At 38.8% G+C, this 20694-nt stretch carries 22 protein-coding genes; 2 read left to right on the top strand and 20 right to left on the bottom strand.

The annotated features are described in order from the left end of the window. Position 1 precedes the first annotated feature (1 nt). Together yqiS and ACIQAA_RS02035 are read right to left on the bottom strand one after the other, a co-directional pair. Positions 2-910 (bottom strand): phosphate butyryltransferase, encoded by a 909-nt coding sequence (yqiS, locus tag ACIQAA_RS02030; RefSeq protein WP_402615580.1) that lies wholly within the window; start codon positions 908-910, stop codon positions 2-4. A 132-nt stretch (positions 911-1042) separates the two neighbouring features. Beyond that, on the bottom strand, positions 1043-3118 hold the full coding sequence (locus ACIQAA_RS02035) for a sigma 54-interacting transcriptional regulator (protein ID WP_402614308.1): 2076 nt from the start codon (positions 3116-3118) through the stop codon (positions 1043-1045). Positions 3119-3304: 186 nt separating this feature from the next. Between ACIQAA_RS02035 and ACIQAA_RS02040 the strand changes: the two genes are divergently transcribed. Next, on the top strand, positions 3305-3547 hold the full coding sequence (locus tag ACIQAA_RS02040; RefSeq protein ID WP_402614311.1) for a DUF2627 domain-containing protein: 243 nt from the start codon (positions 3305-3307) through the stop codon (positions 3545-3547). 10 nt (positions 3548-3557) lie between these two features. Here ACIQAA_RS02040 and ACIQAA_RS02045 read toward each other — a convergent pair whose 3' ends face one another. Further along, complete coding sequence (locus tag ACIQAA_RS02045; protein ID WP_402614314.1) at positions 3558-4286, bottom strand: glycerophosphodiester phosphodiesterase; 729 nt, start codon at positions 4284-4286, stop codon at positions 3558-3560. 40 nt (positions 4287-4326) lie between these two features. Here ACIQAA_RS02045 and ACIQAA_RS02050 point away from each other — a divergent pair, with 40 nt between their 5' ends. After that, a complete protein-coding gene (locus ACIQAA_RS02050) occupies positions 4327-4464 on the top strand; it encodes a YycC family protein (RefSeq protein ID WP_402614317.1) in 138 nt (45 codons plus the stop codon). Between the two features lie 66 nt (positions 4465-4530). Here the strand turns inward: ACIQAA_RS02050 and spo0A are convergent, their stop codons facing one another. From spo0A to spoIIIAF, 17 genes are all read right to left on the bottom strand, one after another. Then, positions 4531-5322, bottom strand: coding sequence for a sporulation transcription factor Spo0A (gene spo0A / locus ACIQAA_RS02055; protein ID WP_402614320.1), 792 nt, complete (start codon positions 5320-5322; stop codon positions 4531-4533). A 311-nt stretch (positions 5323-5633) separates the two neighbouring features. Further along, on the bottom strand, positions 5634-6932 hold the full coding sequence (spoIVB, locus tag ACIQAA_RS02060) for a SpoIVB peptidase (protein WP_402614322.1): 1299 nt from the start codon (positions 6930-6932) through the stop codon (positions 5634-5636). A gap of 99 nt (positions 6933-7031) precedes the next feature. Beyond that, on the bottom strand, positions 7032-8732 hold the full coding sequence (recN, locus tag ACIQAA_RS02065) for a DNA repair protein RecN (protein WP_402614325.1): 1701 nt from the start codon (positions 8730-8732) through the stop codon (positions 7032-7034). 16 nt (positions 8733-8748) lie between these two features. Further along, positions 8749-9198 carry a transcriptional regulator AhrC/ArgR gene (ahrC, locus tag ACIQAA_RS02070; protein ID WP_034673247.1) on the bottom strand — a complete coding sequence of 150 codons (450 nt, stop codon included), beginning with the start codon at positions 9196-9198 and terminating at the stop codon, positions 8749-8751. Positions 9199-9344: 146 nt separating this feature from the next. Further along, positions 9345-10184: a TlyA family RNA methyltransferase gene (locus ACIQAA_RS02075; protein WP_402614328.1), complete on the bottom strand. Its 840-nt coding sequence runs from the start codon at positions 10182-10184 to the stop codon at positions 9345-9347. Between the two features lie 2 nt (positions 10185-10186). Beyond that, on the bottom strand, positions 10187-12079 hold the full coding sequence (gene dxs / locus ACIQAA_RS02080) for a 1-deoxy-D-xylulose-5-phosphate synthase (RefSeq protein WP_402614331.1): 1893 nt from the start codon (positions 12077-12079) through the stop codon (positions 10187-10189). A 151-nt stretch (positions 12080-12230) separates the two neighbouring features. Then, entirely contained in the window at positions 12231-13124 is an 894-nt protein-coding gene (locus ACIQAA_RS02085; protein ID WP_402614334.1) for a polyprenyl synthetase family protein, read from the bottom strand. A 2-nt stretch (positions 13125-13126) separates the two neighbouring features. Continuing rightward, the gene (locus tag ACIQAA_RS02090; protein WP_179596676.1) at positions 13127-13360 is read right to left on the bottom strand and encodes an exodeoxyribonuclease VII small subunit; all 234 of its coding nucleotides are present in this window, start codon (positions 13358-13360) and stop codon (positions 13127-13129) included. Beyond that, positions 13353-14708, bottom strand: coding sequence for an exodeoxyribonuclease VII large subunit (xseA, locus tag ACIQAA_RS02095; RefSeq protein ID WP_402614337.1), 1356 nt, complete (start codon positions 14706-14708; stop codon positions 13353-13355). The genes ACIQAA_RS02090 and xseA overlap by 8 nt, the downstream gene beginning before the upstream one ends. Before the next feature lie 13 nt (positions 14709-14721). After that, positions 14722-15576 (bottom strand): bifunctional methylenetetrahydrofolate dehydrogenase/methenyltetrahydrofolate cyclohydrolase FolD, encoded by an 855-nt coding sequence (folD, locus tag ACIQAA_RS02100; RefSeq protein WP_402614340.1) that lies wholly within the window; start codon positions 15574-15576, stop codon positions 14722-14724. Between the two features lie 36 nt (positions 15577-15612). Next, complete coding sequence (gene nusB, locus ACIQAA_RS02105) at positions 15613-16002, bottom strand: transcription antitermination factor NusB (RefSeq protein WP_402614343.1); 390 nt, start codon at positions 16000-16002, stop codon at positions 15613-15615. A 396-nt stretch (positions 16003-16398) separates the two neighbouring features. Beyond that, positions 16399-16806, bottom strand: a complete 408-nt coding sequence (locus tag ACIQAA_RS02110) for an Asp23/Gls24 family envelope stress response protein (RefSeq protein WP_095247159.1) — start codon at positions 16804-16806, stop codon at positions 16399-16401. Between the two features lie 18 nt (positions 16807-16824). Then, positions 16825-18180, bottom strand: coding sequence for an acetyl-CoA carboxylase biotin carboxylase subunit (accC, locus tag ACIQAA_RS02115; RefSeq protein ID WP_402614346.1), 1356 nt, complete (start codon positions 18178-18180; stop codon positions 16825-16827). A 14-nt stretch (positions 18181-18194) separates the two neighbouring features. After that, positions 18195-18710: an acetyl-CoA carboxylase biotin carboxyl carrier protein gene (gene accB / locus ACIQAA_RS02120; protein ID WP_402614349.1), complete on the bottom strand. Its 516-nt coding sequence runs from the start codon at positions 18708-18710 to the stop codon at positions 18195-18197. Positions 18711-18845: 135 nt separating this feature from the next. Continuing rightward, a complete protein-coding gene (locus ACIQAA_RS02125) occupies positions 18846-19406 on the bottom strand; it encodes a SpoIIIAH-like family protein (protein WP_402614352.1) in 561 nt (186 codons plus the stop codon). 15 nt (positions 19407-19421) lie between these two features. Further along, positions 19422-20072, bottom strand: a complete 651-nt coding sequence (spoIIIAG, locus tag ACIQAA_RS02130; RefSeq protein WP_402614354.1) for a stage III sporulation protein AG — start codon at positions 20070-20072, stop codon at positions 19422-19424. Between the two features lies 1 nt (position 20073). Further along, positions 20074-20694, bottom strand: coding sequence for a stage III sporulation protein AF (gene spoIIIAF, locus ACIQAA_RS02135; RefSeq protein ID WP_402614356.1), 621 nt, complete (start codon positions 20692-20694; stop codon positions 20074-20076).

Below are 20694 nucleotides of genomic sequence, written 5' to 3' on the forward strand. Positions count from 1 at the left end.
TCTATTTGGTAACAGAGCAGATAGCGAGTGCTAGTGAATATAGCTTACTTTCCGCAGAATCAGCTCTAGAGGTCAATACAATAGGAGCCTTCGCCCCGGCAATGACAGCCCCTACTTTTGCTTTTGCAAAATAAATTAATGACTTATATAAGACATTTCCAGCCTCAATGGCGGGAACTAATAAAATATCAGCTCTTCCCGCTACTTCACTATGAATCCCTTTGTGTTCAGCAGCTAAAGCAGAAACGGCATTATCCAATGCTAATGGACCATCTACAATACAGCCGGTAATTTGCCCTCTTTTATTCATAATCGTTAATGCAGCTGCATCAATAGTCGCTTGCATAGCTGGATTTACCACTTCAACGGCGGCTATAGGAGCAACTTTAGGATATTCTATTCCAATCGCTTTTGCCAGGGTTGCAGCATTTCTTATCATTTGCGCTTTTTCCTCTAAATCTGGAGCAATATTCATCCCTGCATCGGTAATGATGGTAAACCGGTTGTAACCTGGAATCTCAAACACAGCTACATGTGATAGAATATTTCCTGTTCTTAAACCATATTCTTTATTTAATACTGCTTTTAAAAGAACGCTCGTAGGGATATTTCCTTTCATTAACACAGTTGCTTCCTTAGTCGATACAGCCCTAACCGCCAGTTCTGCAGCCATGGTATTGGAATCAGCATGAACAACAGTCAGACTTTTATTACTTTTTTGTTGGTCTTTGTGTTTCACATCCAAGATCGTAGTAATTTTTTCATTATCACCAAATAATATAAAATTGGCAAGATTTCGGTTTAATGCCTCGACAACTGCTTCTATGACTTCTTCATCTTCTGCCGCTGCAACAGCTACCGTGATATTTTCCTGTTGGGCTGCTTTGTTTATTAGTGATTCAAGCATCAAGTTGTCATCAACCCTTTCTCTCTTCAACTCCAACTCCATAAATGTAATATGCAAAATCCGTGCCAAGTTAAATCCTATGAAAACGCTTTATAACGCAGAGTAGATAGTGCAACTATTTTCATACTATGAAATTTATTGCATGCTATTATTTTCAAGTTTGTATTTTTCTAACTTATAATAAAGATTTCTAACGGACAAACCGAGGGCTTTAGCAGCGGCCGTCTTATTACCATTAAAACGTTGAAGCGTTTGTTGGATGATTTCGGATTCATAATCTTCAACCATTGCAGTTAAAGAACGATCCTGCTGGATTGATTCGCTATTGTCGGATACTTGTAGTTCAGTTCCCGGCTTTTTAGGCCTTAATTCGGGAAGGTGATGTATATTAATGAATGTTTCATTGTAATTCATAAAAATCATTGCCCGGCCAAGAATATTCTCTAGTTCCCGTACATTCCCCGGCCAATCATAATTCATTAATTTCAAGAGTGCCGCCTGGGCAGCACCCTCCACATTTCTGCCGTAATCACGATTTATTTTTTGGATAAGCCTTTCACACAATACAGGAATCTCTTCTTTTCGATTCCGAAGCGGCGGTATATGTATTGGCATACGATTTAAACGATAGTATAAGTCTTCCCTAAAAGAACCTTTCGCAATTCCTTTTTCAAGGTTCACATGGGTTGCGGCAATGATTCTAACATTTATCGGAACGGGTTTTGTGCCGCCTACTCGGATGATTTCATTTTCTTGCAAAACTCTTAGTAATTTCGCCTGAGTATTAGCTGAAAGTTCACCTATTTCATCAAGGAAAATACTTCCGTTATTTGCTTCTTCGAAAAAGCCCCTTTTTCCCCCTCTTTTTGCCCCTGAAAACGCTCCTTCTTCATAACCAAATAATTCACTTTCTAGAAGGGTCTCTGATATAGCTGCGCAATTCACACGTATAAATTTGTTGTATTTTCGATCACTTGCATTATGTATAGCATGGGCAAACAATTCTTTCCCTGTACCTGATTCACCTCGTAAAAGGACCGTTGCCGGCGTTTTAGCACCAAGCTTAGCCTGCTCAATTGCAAGCTTCATTTCCTCAGAACTGCCGATAATATCCTCAAAGGTATACTTCGCTTCAAGCGTGCGGATGATTTGACGTGCGCGATTCAATTCCCGGTTTAAAGATTTAATTTCTGACATATCATGAATAACGCCAACACTGCCTTTTAGTTTCCCTTTTACAATAATCGGCGCGACATTAACAATGACTTCCCGCTTATTAGCTCCTACCCGCATTGGGACCCCACGGACTGCTCTTCTTGTTTGAAGAACCTTCATATGCATACTATCGCCTTCGGATATATCTGCTGTTGCTGGGTGACCAATCACTTGTTCTTGTGTAAGGCCGGTTAGACGGGTATACGCCGGATTTATCAGAAGACCCCTTCCGGTTTCATCTACTACCGAAATCGCATCATCACTGGAGTGGATAATGGCCTGGAGCATGGTTTGAATTTCTTTTAAATCGGTGATTTCCTCAGCAAGATTCACTACTTCTGTGATATCTTTAAAAACTGCAAATGCACCAATTAAAGTTCCATTCTCTTCAATGATGGGAATGCGGGTTGTGATAATTTTTCGCCCGTTCCCCAAATTCATTTCTTGATTTTTCTCTATTCTTCTCGTTTCAAGAATTAAAGGAAGTCTACTTTCAGGAATGACTTCAACAACATTTTTCCCAATCGCTTGGTCCCGTTTTACACCGGTCATTTCTTCTGCTCGTCGATTAAATAAAATCACTATCCCCTTAGAATCTATTACCAGCATCCCATCATTGGCTGCATTAAAAATTAGTTCTTGTTGATACGAGGCATTCTGGTGCTTAACGATTAATTCTTCCTTTTCTTCTAAAAGCTTTGCTAAAAGAAAGGCAACACTGCCAGGAATTAAAACCGTTTTCTTGTCCTTCGTGCTCCTTAACTCTTGAAAAACACGTTCATTCCCGGTTACCTCAATGATGATATCAATCTGTTCGTTTATATAAGGCTTCCAATCTGTCCCGGTCGTAATCCCCTCACTTTGTGCCAATATAATCCCTGGCGCATCAAGGTTTTTATCAATCACAACCTGAACATTCAAAACTTCTGTTTCGTTGAGTAATTTAAGGATCGCTGTACCACCCTTACCGGCACCAACAATCATAACATTTTGCATTTTTTCGCCCCTTTATTATATTTGAAAAAGAAAACTTTTTCACACCAACATAATCGAAAACATGCAATATTTTTCATTATCTATTCTATATTTTTTTACTTACCTTGACAAATTATATCCTTGTACTAATATTTCTTTTGAAGGTATAATTCTTATGACTTATCTAACAATTGGAAGGATTTAATTATGAGGCGGATTATTGCTCTACTTATATTGGTTATTCCTGGTTTTTTAGCCGGCTATGGGATTAAATTAATGCGCGATATGACATTTGGGATTCTGCAAAGCCCAATCCCTTTTTTATGGCTCCAATTTCTATTAGGCCTGATTCTATTCATTGGTGGTTTAGGTTTTGTCGCGGGATTCATTTTTCATCGTGACAGAAAGAGAAATAAAGTACAATCGAGGTTTTCAAACACAAAAAAATAAAAGAGGCCATTTACGGTCTCTTTTCAAATTGGTTTTTAATTTTTAATGCCTTTACCGGATCGTCTGTGATAAACGCTGTACAGTTAATTTTTAAAAGCCTGTTCATGTCTGCCTCTTTATTGACAGTGTATGGTCTAACTGCTATTCCATTTTCCATTGCACCTTTGATAATTTCATCTGATATCGACGCCAGCTTCGGATGAATTCCGTTTGCGCGGATGGATTGTGCATAAACCCATGGCATATAAATTCGCTCATTAAATAGTGGTGCTGTCTCGATTTCGGGTGCTGTCCGATAACATAGGACGATACTGTAATGATTAAAAGAAGAAATGATAATCCGATCCATTAAATTATATTTTCGAACAAGCCTAATGACCTTTTCTTCCATGCCTTCATATGGTAATAGGTTATTTTTTAATTCTATGTTACAAACTAATTGATTGGATTGCATCCATTCAAGAACCTCAATTAAAGACGGGATTGGTTCTTTTTTCACACCTTTTTTATTGGCATTGAACTTTCGTATCTCATTAAAAGTAAAATTTTTTACAAAGCCAGAACCACTTGTTGTCCGGTCAACTTTTTCATCATGAATAACCACCACTTCACCATCTTTGGTTAATTGGACATCGAGCTCTAAACCGTCTGCATTTGCCTTTTCTGCTGCTATAAATGCACTCATAGTATTTTCTGCAAAGAGTGCAGAATAACCTCGATGAGCAAAAATTTGTGTCATTTTTTCACTTCCTAACTAAAGAATGGAGGTATGAACTTCAATGAAACCTTTACAATTATCGCCTGAAACAGCTGTTAAGCTTGCCGAAAAATTGAATGTTCCGTTAGAACAACTTATGCATATGCCTCAACATATACTTATTCAAAAATTAATGGAACTTGAAAAGGAAAAAAAATAATTGTAATCCACGGAAAAAGCCCTCATTTTGAAAATGAAGGCTTTTTCTTTCCTATTATTGATCTCTTCAAGAGGCCTTATGCTCTAAACGCAGTTTGTCCGCAACCATAGCAATAAACTCTGAGTTAGTTGGTTTCGCCTTAGACATGCTTACGGTGTACCCGAATAAAGAGGAAATGGAATCGATATTTCCACGGCTCCATGCTACCTCAATTGCATGACGGATAGCACGTTCCACCCGGCTGGCTGTGGTATTATATTTCTTCGCGATATCAGGGTATAATACCTTCGTAATAGATCCCAGTAGTTCAATGTCATTGTATACCATCGAAATGGCCTCACGTAAGTATAAATATCCCTTAATATGCGCAGGAACACCAATTTCATGAATAATGCTTGTAATGCTGGCGTCTAGATTTCTTGGTTTGTGTTCAGTATGTGACCGGTAATTTCCTGTAGGAACCTTGCGGCTAACCTGACTGCTTTTACCACTAACCTGACGGATATGATTTCCTAAATTCTCCATATCAAACGGCTTTAAAATAAAATAGGAAGCTCCAAGCTCTACAGCCTTCTTTGTCACGTCTTCTTGACCAAATGCAGTCAACATAATAACGTTTGGAATAGCGCCTTTTTTCAACTCTCTTAAGCGTTCTAGCACAGCTAATCCATCAAGATGAGGCATAATAATATCTAAAACGAGTACATCCGTATCCGTTGATTCAAGTAGTTCTAAACAATCCTGACCATTATGAGCGATACCTGCAATCTCCATATCATCCTGGGACGAAATATAGTCCTCTAATAACCCCACTAATTCCCTATTGTCGTCAACGACACATACTTTAATCTTTTTCACCTTTATATCCTCCTCAAATCCAAATGGTCATATCTCTATATCATTTATCTTTATTCTCTTAATTCTATTCTAAATTAGAAATTCGACAATGCAACTAAAATTCCTCTAGTTTTTTTAATATTTCTTAAAATAGTGATAAAATCTTATCTTTTCTTTATTTTCCTTTAAATTTCGACTTAATTCGCATATATGCCTTTTTATTCCATTTTATTGTCGAATATTATGTAAAACAAAATAGGCGAAATCGCCTATTTTGTTTTTACTCTTATTTATTGTCTAGCTACAGCGCCTAGGGGCTTTCGCTTTTCGTTTTAACTTGCCTTTTCCTGCGGTTTTTCATATATGTTAATTCCTGCTTCACTTAACATCCATTCAATGTGTACACCATAACCAGAGGTTGGATCATTGACAAAGACATGCGTTACGGCGCCAATCAGCTTTCCATCCTGGATAATAGGACTTCCGCTCATACCTTGAACGATGCCTCCAGTTTTTTCTAAAAGCCTTGGGTCGGTAACTTTTAATACCATGCCTTTGGTTGCTGGAAATTTCTGCGGGATCGTGCTGACAATTTCAATTTCAAATTCTTCAACCTTGTCATCATTAACAACTGTTAAAATTTTCGCCGGCCCTTCTTTTACTTGGTGAGAAAGGGCAATTGGCAGCGGTTTATCCATAACACCGTTCTTTAAATCTTTATTTAACACTCCAAATATGCCAAATGGACTATTTTTTGTGATGTTTCCGACAATTTCACGATCTGAAGAGAAACGTGCAAGCTTTTCACCTGGATCACCATTACTTCCTTTTTCAATAGAGGTAACAGTTGAACGAACGATTTGACCATCTTCAACAACAATCGGCTTCTTCGTGTCCATATCCGATATTACATGCCCTAAGGCACCATATTTTTTTGTTTGCGGATGAACAAAAGTCATGGTTCCAATACCCGCTGCTGAATCACGAATATATAATCCAAGCTTGTACGAGTTTTCTCCCTTATCTTTTAGTGGAGTAAGTTTCGTTGTGAACTTACCGCTTTCCCTGCTAATAACCATATCTAATGCTTGCCCGCTTTGTCCTGCATTTTGTACAAAGGGAGCTACGTCTGTCATTTTTTCAATTTTGTTTCCATTGATTTCGGTAATGATATCACCAATTTTTATTCCAGCAATTTCACCAGGTGATTTTTTTCCATCTTCGGTATTAACTAAATGGTGACCTACGACCAATACGCCAACCGTATTTAATTTAACACCAATGGACTGCCCTCCTGGCTGGACTCTGAAATCCTTTAAGACATTTACATCGACCTTTTTTACGGGAATTCCTGCAAATTCTAATAACATTTCATCTTTGCCGTTTTCGCTGGCTGTTAGGGAAACTTGGTTTTGATTTTGTTCAAGTGTGATAGTTGGATTGTGAGATACTAATGAGGCTGATACCGGTACAGCCTTTTGGAAAGTATAATCTTGTCCTTCAAAGACTGTAATGGTCTTTGGTATATCAAGGTATTTCTGTAATGGCTGAAAAAACAAAACGCTGATTAATGAAACAAGGAGAATTCCACCAATGATCTTTCTAATTATTTCTAACTTCAAAATCTTCACTCTCCTCGCTTCTGTTTCACACTATATCGAAATGGCTACATCTTTAATTTTGCCTGCATCAGCGCCATTTATAACCTGATACAACATAAAAAAGCTCCCCTAATTGGGAAGCTTTTCAATTTTTTTATTTTCTGAAGCTAAAAATAACAATTCTTCTGCATGTTTCTTCGTTAGATCCGTAATTTCAGCACCTGAAATCATGCGGCCAATTTCCTTTATTTTCTCTTCGATACTAAGTGGACTTACCGAAGTTTTTGTCCGTCCGCCTTCAGTTACCTTAGAAATAAAAAGATGAGTATCTGCCATTGCTGCCACTTGTGGTAAATGAGAAATACATAATACCTGCGAATCAACCGCCACATTATAAATTTTTTCAGCTATCGACTGAGCCACTCTGCCGCTTACTCCTGTATCCACCTCATCAAAAATAATGGAGGTAACACCTTGGTGTTTTGAAAAAATACTCTTCAGTGCCAGCATAATTCTTGATAACTCCCCGCCGGAAGCAATCTTAGATAATGGCTTTAATGGCTCACCAGGATTGGTGGAAATATAGAACTCCACATGGTCAACTCCATTTTTTGAAAAATGAGGTAAAATCGATTCAAACCGAATTTCGAACACGGTTTTTGCCATGTATAGTTCTTTTAACTCATTATGTATTAAGTTAGTCAGCTTATCTGCCCAGCGTTTCCGGAGTTCGGTTAACTGCTTAGCCTCAAGGATTAAGTCCTTTTTAATCGATGTTAATTGCTTCTCTAATTGACCTATATGTGTTTCTTTATTTTGTAATGTTTCGATTTCTTCTTCGATTTTAGCGGCGTATTCTAATATTTCTTCAATCGTTTTTCCATACTTCCGCTTCAATTGATTAATTTCATTTAACCGTTCTTCAATTTCATTTAATCGCTGCGGGTCATATTCTAATCCGTCTAGTTCATTTCTTAATGTACGGGAAGCATCTTCTAATTGATAAAAGCTGTTCATAACCAATTCATATATTTCTTTATAAGAGGAATCCAACGCAGCAGCATCTTCAAGCTGACCCATTACCATACTAATCCAATCCAGCCCCTTCTGTTCTCCTGTCAGAGCATTATAACTAGATTGGACCGCCTCGAATACACGCTCAAAATTCGCAAGTTTTCTTTTTTCTTCAAAAAGTTGTTCATCTTCTTTAAGCTTTAATTTTGCATTTTGAATTTCATCAAATTGAAATTGAATGAGATCGAGGCGATGCGCTGTTTTTTGCTCATTTTCACTTAGCGATTTCAACTTCTGGGACGTTTGTTCATAGCGGTGAAACACTTCCTGGTATTCTGTTTGTGACTGAGAAATTTCTTCAAACCCATATTGGTCAAGTAATAGTAAATGCCTGCTCTCATCCATTAAATCTTGATGTTCGTGCTGGCTATGTATATCCACTAGGGTTGAACCTACTTCGCGAAGAGTCGATATGGTCACTAGCTTCCCATTGATTCTACAAACACTTTTGCCTGAACGTGAGATATCTCTTCGTAGAATAACCATTCCTTCTTCAATTTCTATTCCAAACTCAAAAGCCTTTGAATGACAAGGATGGTGCTCATCAATTTGAAAAAGACCTTCAATTTCAGCTTTTTCCTCTCCATGTCTGACAAACTCAGCGGAACCTCTGCCGCCGACGAGCAGGTGGATAGCGTCAATAATAATCGATTTCCCTGCACCTGTTTCTCCTGTTAAAACGGTCAGCCCTTTGTCAAAAGAAATGGAAAGGGCCTCAATGATCGCAAAGTTCTTAATCGATAATTCTGATAACAAGGTATACTCCCCCTATTTAAAGCATGTCAAGGAACCGGTTAGTGATTGTCTCTGTATCTTCTGGAGTACGACAAATGATTAAAATAGTATCGTCACCACAGATGGTTCCCAGCACTTCTTCCCAATCAAGGTTATCTAACAAAGCCCCAATAGCCATAGCGTTACCAGGCAGACATTTCATTACCAATAAATGACCTGCGGAATCTATGCGAACAAAGGCATCCATTAAAGATCTCTTTAATTTTTGTAATGGATTAAACCGTTGATCAGCTGGAAGGCTATATTTGTATCGCCCATCTAACAACGGAACTTTAACGAGATGCAGTTCTTTAATGTCTCGAGAAACTGTTGCTTGAGTCACATTAAACCCAGCGCTTTTTAATTCATCAACCAATTCATCTTGTGTTTCAATATCATTAGCAGTGATAATTTCTCTAATTTTTATATGACGTTGACCCTTATTCAATCCATTCACCCCATAATCATCAAAACATTTAGGTATTTTGTACAAAAATGTCGCTTCTACCAATATGTTAGCCCATTTTGCCAAGGAAGTACAATTATTATTTTGCTAAAAAACGTCCAAATTAAAAAGGAAGGAAAAGCATAAGCTTATCCTTCCACATCTTGTTTAGATTTAAATTCCTGATGAGCGTCTCTCACAATTTGTGCCGGTTCGGCAGGAAGCTGATTTTGACCAGCGTCTTGCTCTCCCATCCATTTAAGGTGAAGGAGAAACTCAATATTTCCATCGCCTCCGGTAATCGGAGAAAAGGATAAATTAACCGCATTAAATCGTTGCTCAAGTGCAAAATCTACAATTTTATTAACAACTTGTAAATGTACTTTTTCATCCCGTACAATACCTTTTTTCCCAACTTGCTCACGACCTGCTTCAAATTGAGGCTTAACAAGTGCCACAATATCACTGCCAGGTACAAGCAGGGTTTTTAAGACAGGTAATATTAATTTTAATGAAATAAAAGAGACATCTATCGTGGCAAAATTAGGCATTTCCCCTGCTAGATCTTTCGGCGTTACGTAGCGAAAGTTGGTTCTTTCCATTACCACTACTCGTTCATCCTGCCGCAGCTTCCAGGCAAGCTGATTATAGCCTACATCCAAAGCATAGGACATTTTAGCACCATTCTGCAGGGCACAGTCAGTAAAGCCTCCTGTTGAAGCACCAATATCGAGCATAATTTTATCTTTAACTGTGACATCAAATACTTTTAATGCCTTTTCCAGTTTAAGACCGCCTCGACTGACGTAAGGAAGCACATTTCCCTTTATCATTAGAGGGATATCTACTTTTACTTTCTCGCCAGGCTTATCTAACCGTTCTTCATTCGTATAAACGAGTCCCGCCATGATCGAACGTTTTGCTTTTTCTCTTGTTTCTGCTAATCCTCTTTCAACTAATAATACATCTAATCGTTCTTTATTCTTCATGGTTATGCCCTTTGTTGTTTTTTTCGTGCAAGTATGGTCATTCTTTTTACAACCTCTGACGTAGTCATTCCAATTTCTTCTAGAAGTGATTCTACATCACCATGTTCGATAAATTGGTCAGGTATCCCCATTCGGTCGATTGCTTGATGGTAATATCCTTTTTCATGCGCATATTCTAGAACAAAACTTCCAAAGCCGCCCTGCAGGACCGCTTCTTCAATGGTTAGGATAGGGATATTATTTGAGAGTAACTCATTGAGCATTTTTTCATCTAAAGGCTTGATGAAGCGCGCGTTTACAACTTTTACCGAGATCCCTTGTTTCTCAAGCGTTTCTGCCGCTTCAAGAGCCATCTGTATTGTTGTACCAAAAGTTAAGATTGCCGCGTCCTCGCCATCCTTCAAAACCTCCCATGTACCAATTGGAATGCTCTTAAATGTTTCATCCATTGGTACACCCAAACCATTACCTCTTGGAAATCTCATCGCAATTGGACCATCATTATAATTCATCGCAGTATAGACCATGTGCTGGCCTTCATTTTCATCCTTAGGCATCATTAAAACAATATTAGGAACATGTCTTAAAAAAGCAATATCGAACACGCCCTGATGCGTTTCACCATCTGCACCTACTAATCCAGCTCGATCGATTCCAATAAATACATTTAAATTTTGACGGCAGATATCATGAACAACCTGGTCATAAGCTCGTTGCAGAAAGGTTGAATATATCGCTAAAAAAGGTTTCATATTTTGGGTTGCCAATCCAGCTGCAACGGTAGCTGCATGCTGTTCCGCAATTCCAACATCATACATTCTCTCCGGAAACTCACTAGCAAAGCCCTCTAGCTTTGACCCAACTGGCATAGCAGGGGTTATCGCCACAATACGCTCATCTTCACGAGCCAGCTTGCGAACTGTTTCACTTACTAAGCTGCTCCAGGCGGGTGGTGTCTTATCCGGTTTGACAAAAGCACCTGTATCCATTTTATAAGGTCCTGTACCATGCCAGGTACCTTTTGTATCACTTTCAGCAGGATGAAAACCTTTCCCTTTTTTCGTGATAACATGAAGAAGGACCGGTCCTTCCGTTTTTTTAGCATATCTAAAATTTTCAAATAAAGCTTCAAAATCATGTCCATCAACAGGACCTAAATAAGTGAAACCCAATTCCTCAAAAAACATGCCAGATACAAATAAATATTTTAGACTGTCTTTCACTCGTTCCGCAGTTGCTGCCAGTTTCCCTCCAACAGCCGGTACCTTTTTCAAGAACAATTCTAATTCATCTTTGACCCACTGATATTTACCAGCAGTACGTAATTGGCCAAGGATATTATGAAGAGCACCAACATTTGGTGCAATCGACATTTCATTGTCGTTCAAAATAACAATCATGTTCTTTTTTTCATGGCCTATATGGTTTAAAGCTTCTAATGCCATTCCCCCTGTTAACGCACCATCGCCAATGATTGGTACAACAAAGGAACTCTCTTTTTTCAAGTCTCTAGCTATGACCATTCCCATTGCAGCTGAAAGGGAAGTTGAACTGTGTCCTGTTTCCCAAACATCGTGCTCGCTTTCATTTCTTTTTGGGAAGCCGCAAAGTCCTTTAAATTGACGCAATGTGTCAAATTCGCAAGCCCTGCCTGTAAGAATTTTATGAACATAGGACTGATGTCCTACATCCCAAATAAATTTATCTTTGGGGCTGTCAAAACATTTATGTAAGGCAATGGTTAATTCGACAACACCTAAGTTCGGTCCAATATGGCCTCCAGTAACAGACAGCTTTTCAATCAAGAATTGGCGTATCTCTTGACTTAAAACCTCCAATTCTTGATTTGACATCCCTTTTAAAAAGGAAGGGTCTTTTATTGATAACAGATCCATGTTTGGACCACTCACTTTCATACTTTTTCTTTCCGTACATCATATAGTAAAAAATAGCCGCTAACACAAAAAAGTGGTAACGGCATTGACAACGTTTTTTACATTGACAACAATTATAACACAATTACGTTGTTGTTCAAATACCTGTTATTTAGTGGTCCCTTGTAGCTATCAGGTCAGCGATTTCTTTAAGTAAATGTATGTTAAGTCCTGTCTTTTCTAAGTATTGTTTAGAAAGATCCAATTGCTGTCTTAATGCTTTCTTGGCACCTTTCATGGACAAGAGCTGTGGATAGGTGCTTTTCTCGTTACTTGAATCACTTCCGACAGGTTTACCTAGTACCTCTTGATTTCCTTCTAAGTCGAGAATGTCGTCCTGTATTTGAAAAGCAAGCCCTAGATGATGGGCAAATGCAGATAGGTTTTCTAGTTGAGTTTGATTTGCCCCGCCCAGCAATGCTCCTGCTATGACGCTAAATTTTAATAGCTTACCTGTTTTATGAGTGTGGATATACTCAAGCTCTTCAATGGATAAAGTTTTTCCCTCTCCTTCCATATCTGCAACCTGACCGCCCACCATTCCTTCACTGCCGGCAGCTTTGGCCATCTCCATTACCAATTGTAGTTTGGTTTCACTAGAAGCAAATTCGTCAGGAGTTTGTCCAATTACCTGAAAGCTGTAGGTCAATAATGCATCTCCCGCTAAAATGGCGATGGCATCTCCAAACACTTTATGATTCGTAGGCTTGCCTCTTCTAAGATCATCATTATCCATACTCGGCAAATCATCATGGATTAAGGAATATGTATGAATCATTTCAATTGCAGCGGCTGCCAGGAGTCCGATTTTTGGATCTTTTTCGAAGGCGGCAAGGGTTGCAAATACCAGTAAGGGACGGATTCTTTTTCCGCCTGCTTCAAGAGAATAATGCATCGCTTCTTTAATAATAGGAGGTGCATTCAGCTTTTCCACCAAGGTTCGAAGCTCTGATTCAAGCAGTTGTTTATGTTCTTGTGTAAAGGCATCTAGAACTTTAGCAGTCAAGCCTATTCCTCCTCTTCAATCGTAAAGTTTTGTTTACGTCCGTCCTCCGTAATAATCTGTGTTAATTGTTCTTCAACACTTTTTAGCTTATCATGACAAAGCTTTGACAGCTCCATCCCCTCTTTATAAAAGGCAATGGCAGCTTCGAGTGGGACATCCCCTTCTTCAAGCTTATCCACAATTTGCTCGAGCTTATTCATTGCTTCCTCAAAGGAAATCTTTTGTTCATTACTCACGGTTTTCGCTCTCCTTTATGTTCTGTACATTGCAGAGAAGGCTGCCATCTGTTAATTGAATTTGTAGTGGTTCGTTCTCTTTTACTTGTTTAACACTTTTTATTAATACATTGTCTTCAGAATAAACGAGACTGAATCCTCGTTCCATTATTTTTAAAGGGCTTAAGGCTTGAAGTGTTGCGAGGATTCTTTCGAATTCAGTTTGTTTCTTCAAGAAGATTTGTCCCATTGCCCGTTGTATATCTTTTTTTGAACGTTCAAATCTAATTTCTGCATCTCGTACTGCTACTTTTGGATGGTTACGAATGAGTCGGTTATGAATCGTTTCGTGCTGAGACTTTTTTAGGTCAGTTAGTCTAGCAGCACCACGTACAAGTGATTCTGTTAATTTATCCACCTGTTCGAGCTTTTGTTCGTATAGACGCTGCGGGTAACGAAATGCATAGGATTTTTGTGCACGCTCTAACCGTTGTTTTTCATATCGATATCTACTGTTCATGGATTGAAGCATCCGGGTTTTCCGCTGAAGCAGTCTTTCCATTAGTTCATCAATATGAGGGACGGCTAGCTCGGCCGCCGCAGTTGGTGTTGGAGCACGCATGTCTGCCACAAAATCAGCAATTGTAAAATCTGTTTCATGGCCTACTGCAGAAATGATTGGGATATCTGAGTGATTAATCGCTTTAGCTACTATCTCCTCATTAAAGGCCCATAATTCCTCAATCGAGCCGCCTCCACGCCCCACAATAAGTACATCGATCTCATTCATTTTGTTTGCTTTTTCAATAGCCCGTGCTATAGAAGCTGCTGCATTCTCACCCTGTACAAGTGCCGGTAAAACAAGGATATTCGTTATCGGATACCGTCTTTTAATAGTTGTGATAATATCCCTTATTGCCGCTCCTGTTGGTGACGTTATGACTCCTACCGTTTTCGGATAGCTCGGAATGGGCTTTTTTTGTTCTATAGAAAATAGGCCTTCTGCTTCAAGTCTTTTTCTTAACTGCTCGTAGGCTAAAAACAATTCCCCGATTCCGTCTGGCTGCATTTCTTTAATATACATTTGATATTGACCACTTGGTTCATAGACCGAGACATCCCCTTTTACAACCACCTTCATTCCGTTTTCCGGTAAAAACTTCATGGTACGTGATTGACTTGAGAACATCACTGCAAGAATACGTGCTTTTTCATCCTTTAACGTAAAATACATATGTCCGCTAGAATGCTGTTTAAAGTTTGAGATTTCGCCTCGTACATTTACATCCTGCAAATGAGGGTCTGCGTCAAATTTTCTTTTTATGTATTTTGTTAATGCCAGCACAGTTAAATACTTTTTTTCCTGCATAACGAACTCCTTTTTAGAACCGCAGCGTATTTTTTGCTGATTTAAGAGTGTTATACATGAGCATAGTAATGGTCATCGGACCTACTCCCTTTGGTACAGGGGTAATATAACCTGCCTTCTGACTTACTTCATCAAACGCAACATCACCGCATAGCTTACCCGCTTCATTCCGGTTGATCCCTACATCAATAACCACTGCACCTTCTTTTACGTGTTCAGCTTTAATAAAGTTGGCTATACCCACTGCAGCAACAAGAATATCTGCTTGCGATGTATGGTACTGTAAATCGATTGTTTTTGAATGACAATAAGTTACAGTTGCATGTTGATTAAGAAACAACTGTCCTACAGGTTTTCCAACGATATTACTTCTCCCCACCACGACAACATGTTTACCGGCTACCGAAATATCCATTTCTTCTAAAAGTACCATGATTCCATAAGGGGTACATGGAAGGAATGCATCCTGACCTGTCATCATTCTACCAATGTTTATCGGATGAAATCCGTCTACATCCTTTAAAGGAGAGATGGATTCAATAACTCTTGTTTCATCAATATGCTTTGGAAGCGGAAGCTGTACCAAAATGCCATGGATAGCCGGGTCTCCATTTAGTTCCTCTATTTTTGTCAGTAATTCTTCCTGGGTAGCCATTTCTGGTAATTCAATCAACACTGAGTGCATACCTAGGTCTCGACAAGTTTTTTCTTTATTCGTTACATATGTTCTTGATGCATGATTATTGCCAACAAGGATAACAGCAAGTCCTGGTGTAATCCCTAATTCCTTCAGCTTTTGGACCTCAGATGCAATTTCCACCTTTTTTTTTGCTGCTATTTCTTTTCCATCAATAATAGTTGCTACCATGCGTATTTCCCCCTATTTCAAAGTAAGATGTCTTGATTATAGTTTTTCTTTTACCTTCGACAGGACTCCATTAATAAAACGGCTAGATTGTTCATCCCCGTATATTTTTGCTATTTCAATCGCTTCATCTAAAATAACATTTTCAGGGATTTCATTGCGGAAATATAATAACTCGTAAATCGCAATCCTTAATAAATTCCTATCAACCGTTGCTAAACGGTCCATCGTCCATTTTTCAAGATTCTCTTTGATTAACGGATCAATTTCATCTTTTTGTTCCACTACTCCTAAAACTAGCTTTGTTAAGTAGTCATCTCCAGCTTCACCTTCCAGAACATGTTCTATCGCAGAAGCTGGTTCTGTGTTACTAACATCAATTTGAAAAAGAGCTTGTAACGCCTTTTCCCTTGCTGTTCTTCTCTTCATTATACATTTAACTCCTTTAGAGATAATAATTAATTTTTGTCGAATTTCATACAACGAATGCATGATATAGTTTTGTACATAAAAAGATAATAGCATAACTAAAACTGATTCGCACTGTAAGAACTTATTTTTACCTAGAAGCAGTGTACTAATAACCTTAAAAAAGAAAAAAACCAAAGGAATTACTCCTTTGGTTCGGGCTGTGTTATGTTTGTCTGTTGATTTCCACTCCAGGCACTTCGCTTTCCGCGGGCGGTCCGGGGAGCCTCCTCGGCGCTTAAGCGCCTGCGGGGTCTCCCCTGCCCCGTCCTCCCGCAGGAGTCTTCGTGCCTTCCGTTCCAATCAACGAGTTAATTAAAACAACAATTTTCTATAACACAGCCTTGATTAAATTTATTAAATCTCTTCTTCTACTTCTGGTTCTGGTTTTTGGGTTTCGAATGAGATTCCGACTACGTGTATGTTTACGGCCTCTGCCTCTAATGCGGTCATGTTTAGCAATGCTTGGCGGATGTTATCTTGTATTTTTCCTGCTACTGTAGGAATTGATACACCAAATTTCATTAAGCAGTATACATCTACAGTGATTCCTTCTTCTGATAGTTCCACTTTAACACCTTTACCGTGGTTCTTCTTACCCAATCTTTCCACTACACCCGTTGCGAAATTACCGCGCATTTGCGCTACTCCTTCGACCTCGGAAGCAGCAATACCCGCAATGACTTCAATGACTTCAGGTGCAATTTCTACTTTTCCATGCCCGCTGTTTCCTTGATTCATTTCCAGTACATTATACTCGCTCATAAAGTACACCTCCAGATTTTAGCTAGACTTCATCACATCATGTAACTCAAGAAACTTTGTATTGAATTGTCCCTCAACGAAATTCTCATGCTCAAGCAATTTTAAATGGAAAGGAATAGTGGTATGAATACCCTCAATCACAAATTCGCTTAGCGCACGTTTCATTCGTGAGATTGCTTCTTCCCTGCTATTACCATATGTGATGACTTTCGCAATCATGGAATCATAATAAGGTGGAATGGTGTACCCTGGGTAGGCAGCTGAATCAATTCGAACACCAAAGCCGCCTGGAGGCAGATACATATTAATTTTTCCCGCTGAAGGCATGAAGTTCTTTTCCGGGTTCTCTGCATTGATACGACACTCAATGGCCCAGCCCGTAAACGTAACATCCTGCTGATTTATCGTTAATCTTTCTCCAGAAGCCACTCGGATTTGCTCCTTAATTAGATCAATACCTGTGACCATTTCGGTAACTGGGTGCTCCACCTGTATTCTTGTGTTCATTTCCATGAAATAAAATTTACGATTGCGGTAGTCATATATAAATTCTACCGTTCCAGCACCTGAATAATCAACTGCTTTTGCGGCTTTTACTGCTGCATTTCCCATCTCAGCACGAATTTCTCCATCTAAGGCTGGTGAAGGTGTTTCTTCTAAAAGCTTTTGAAGTCTGCGCTGAATAGAACAGTCTCTTTCTCCTAGGTGGATGGTGTTTCCATAGGAATCTGCAAGAACTTGTATTTCAACGTGACGGAAATCCTCAATATACTTTTCTATGTATACTCCTGGATTACCAAAGGCAGTCAAAGCCTCCTGCTGGGTAATATTAATACCCTTAACTAGTTCCTGTTCATTTTTTGCCACACGGATACCTTTACCGCCTCCGCCGGCGGTTGCTTTAATAATTACAGGATATTGTATCCTTGCCACAAGCTCAAGCGCCTCATCAATATCGTTAATGATCCCAGTAGATCCAGGTACAATGGGTACACCAGCTTCTCTCATTGTTTCTCTGGCAATATCCTTTGTTCCCATTTTCGTAATCGCTTCAGGACTTGGTCCTACGAAGGTAATATTACATTCACGGCAAAGTTCAGCGAAATCTGCATTTTCTGCTAGAAATCCATAACCAGGATGTATCGCATCGCACGCAGTCAGTTTTGCTACACTAATCAAATTTGTCACATTTAAGTAGCTGTCTTTTGATAATGTCGGTCCTATACAATAGGCTTCATCTGCAAGTTGTACATGCAGAGCTTCACGGTCTGCCTCGGAGAAAACAGCAACTGATTCAATTCCCATTTCTCGACAAGCGCGAATTATTCGGACCGCTATTTCTCCTCTGTTTGCAATTAACAGTTTCTTTATCATCCAGTTATCGCTCCTTATTCCGGCTTCACTAAAAATAAAGGCTGTCCGTATTCTACTAATTGTCCATTCTTCACAAGAACTTCAACAATTTCACCATTTACTTCTGCTTCAATTTCATTAAATAATTTCATTGCTTCTACAATACATACGATAGAATCCTTTGTCACAACAGAACCTGCTTTTACATAAACGTCTGCTTCCGGTGTTGGTGAGGCATAAAAAGTCCCAACCATTGGAGAAGTAATTTTGTGTAAATTTGAAGTATCAGCCTGACTTGCAGCATTACTTACTGCTTCTTCCTGCTTTACTTCTGGTACAGGTGCTGTACTTGCAACTGCAGCTGGTGCTGCTGGCTGCACGACAGGAATTGCCTGAGCTGCTGCTTGTGGTACCTGTACAGCGGTAACAGTTGTTGTTCCAGTATTCTTTTTCATTTTAATTTTTGAGCCTTCATTCTCATATACAAATTCATCAATACTGGACTGGTCCACTAATTTTATTAATTCACGAATTTCTTGTACTTTTAACAATCTGAACACTCCTTGTCCTGCTAAATTAAGACTAACTACTAATACTATACGCTAATACCTTATTAAAGTTCAATAATCTTGTTAACGAACAGTAAAAAAAGGAAAGCAAAATGCTCTCCTTTAAGATATTTCAATTTATTTTGTTGGCTGGAATTCAACAGCAACAAAGTTGGTTTCACCAATTTCTTTCTTCACCATTTGAATAATCGCATTGGCTTCTGATTTAGAAGACTCTTTATTAGACTTTACAATAATTTTAACTGTGGAACCATCTGCTCTAACAAGAGCGTCTTCATAATCCATGGCTTTAATTAACGTTTCAAGCATTTCTTCCTTTTGGGCAATTTCATTTAATTTTTTCATTTGGTCCACTGCTTCACTTCTTTCAGCCGCAGGTAGATCAGTCGTTGCAACAACAGCGTTTAATTGTTCCTTTAATTCACTGCGCTCATCTTGAAGCTTTAACCGAAGCGCTTCAAATTCTTCATCACCTGCAACTTGTGAAATAACAGTATCGCCTTCTTTGGCTTCAGTATCGGTTTTTGTTTCTTTTTCCTTTTGGTCTGCTTTCTCTTCTTGTTTTACTGCAGCAAGTTCATTACTTTTTTGTTCAGGTGAAGTAATGTAATAAACGGATAACACAACTACCAAACTTAACATTGTTAATAACCAAACTGTTTGTTTTTTCAATAGCATTTTTAAATCCCCCTTTTATTTTTTAGGCATAACGGCAACGCGATGACTTGGTACGTCAAGCGCTCTTGTTACTGCCTCAATAATCCATTTTTTTACTTGAATATTTTCTGCACCTTTCGCTACCACTAACACTCCGCGAATGGCTGGTTTTTGATATTCAACCACAATGGGTACCTCTTTCTCTCCTTCACGAATAATAACTAATTGCTCGTCTGTGGAGGTATCCTGTACCTTTCGTTCCCCACCCTCGTTGTCTTTTTCTTCCGTTGTCTGAGATTTTGTCACTGTATTTTTCTCAAGCACTTTCTTGTCAGTTGAATCAATATTCACTACCACCGTTACATCGTCCACACCCAGCATTTCTTCAAGTGCCTTCTTAAGCTGCTTCTCATACTCCTCTTCATATCCAGAGATACTTTTATTATTTGAGTCCTTCTTTAGGCTAAAAGCCTCAACATCTGAGGTTTCTGCTTGGCTGGTGGTTACGGCCTTACTATCAAGTGGAGCTGGTTTATCGGAAAATAGTACATTTCCGACAATCATGAATGCCGCACCAATGCAAAGCACTAGAATCATATATTGATATTTCCCGGACTTTTTATCGGAAGTCTCTCCCTTTGCCATTATGTTTTTCAACCATGAAAATGGTCCTTTATTATTTTCCATTCTACTTATTCATCCCCCCTTCAACCGAGACTTCAATTGCTTTTTCGGTTACATTCCATTGCTGCGAAAGAAATGCGGCGATTTTTTCAGATTCTTCTGTTGGATCCTTAGATGGAAGAGGTGTTTCTGTAGTAATGCTCACTGGTTGTATGGCTTCGACTGTCGTAACGGATGTTTCTGGCTGCTTTAAAAGTACTGTAACCATTTCTAGGTTGTCAGGGAATGATTCTTGACTATCATTCTTGGTTGTAAGTTCTATTTTTGCAATTTCCAAACCAAATTGTTCCATCAACTCCTCCTCTACTCCCTTTTCAAGCTGGACAGCCATTGTTTCTAAAATATATGCATGATTGGAGGCTTGTATTTCTTTTTTCTGCAATTCTATTAAATTTTCCATATTTTTTTCTCCAGAATCCTGAAATGTTGGGATCTGAGCCATGACTGTTTCAAAGTCCTTTGAGATTAACTTAAAAATTGGTGTAAGAATGATGGCAATAAGCAAAAGCCCGGTAACCATTTTTGTATATTTTTGTAAACTTGTATTAGGAAGCAGCATATCAATAACCGTTGCTAAAAGAATAAATAGGATGATATTGGTAACCCATTCTATTAAAAACTCCAT

The organism is Neobacillus sp. NPDC093182, from assembly GCF_044754045.1.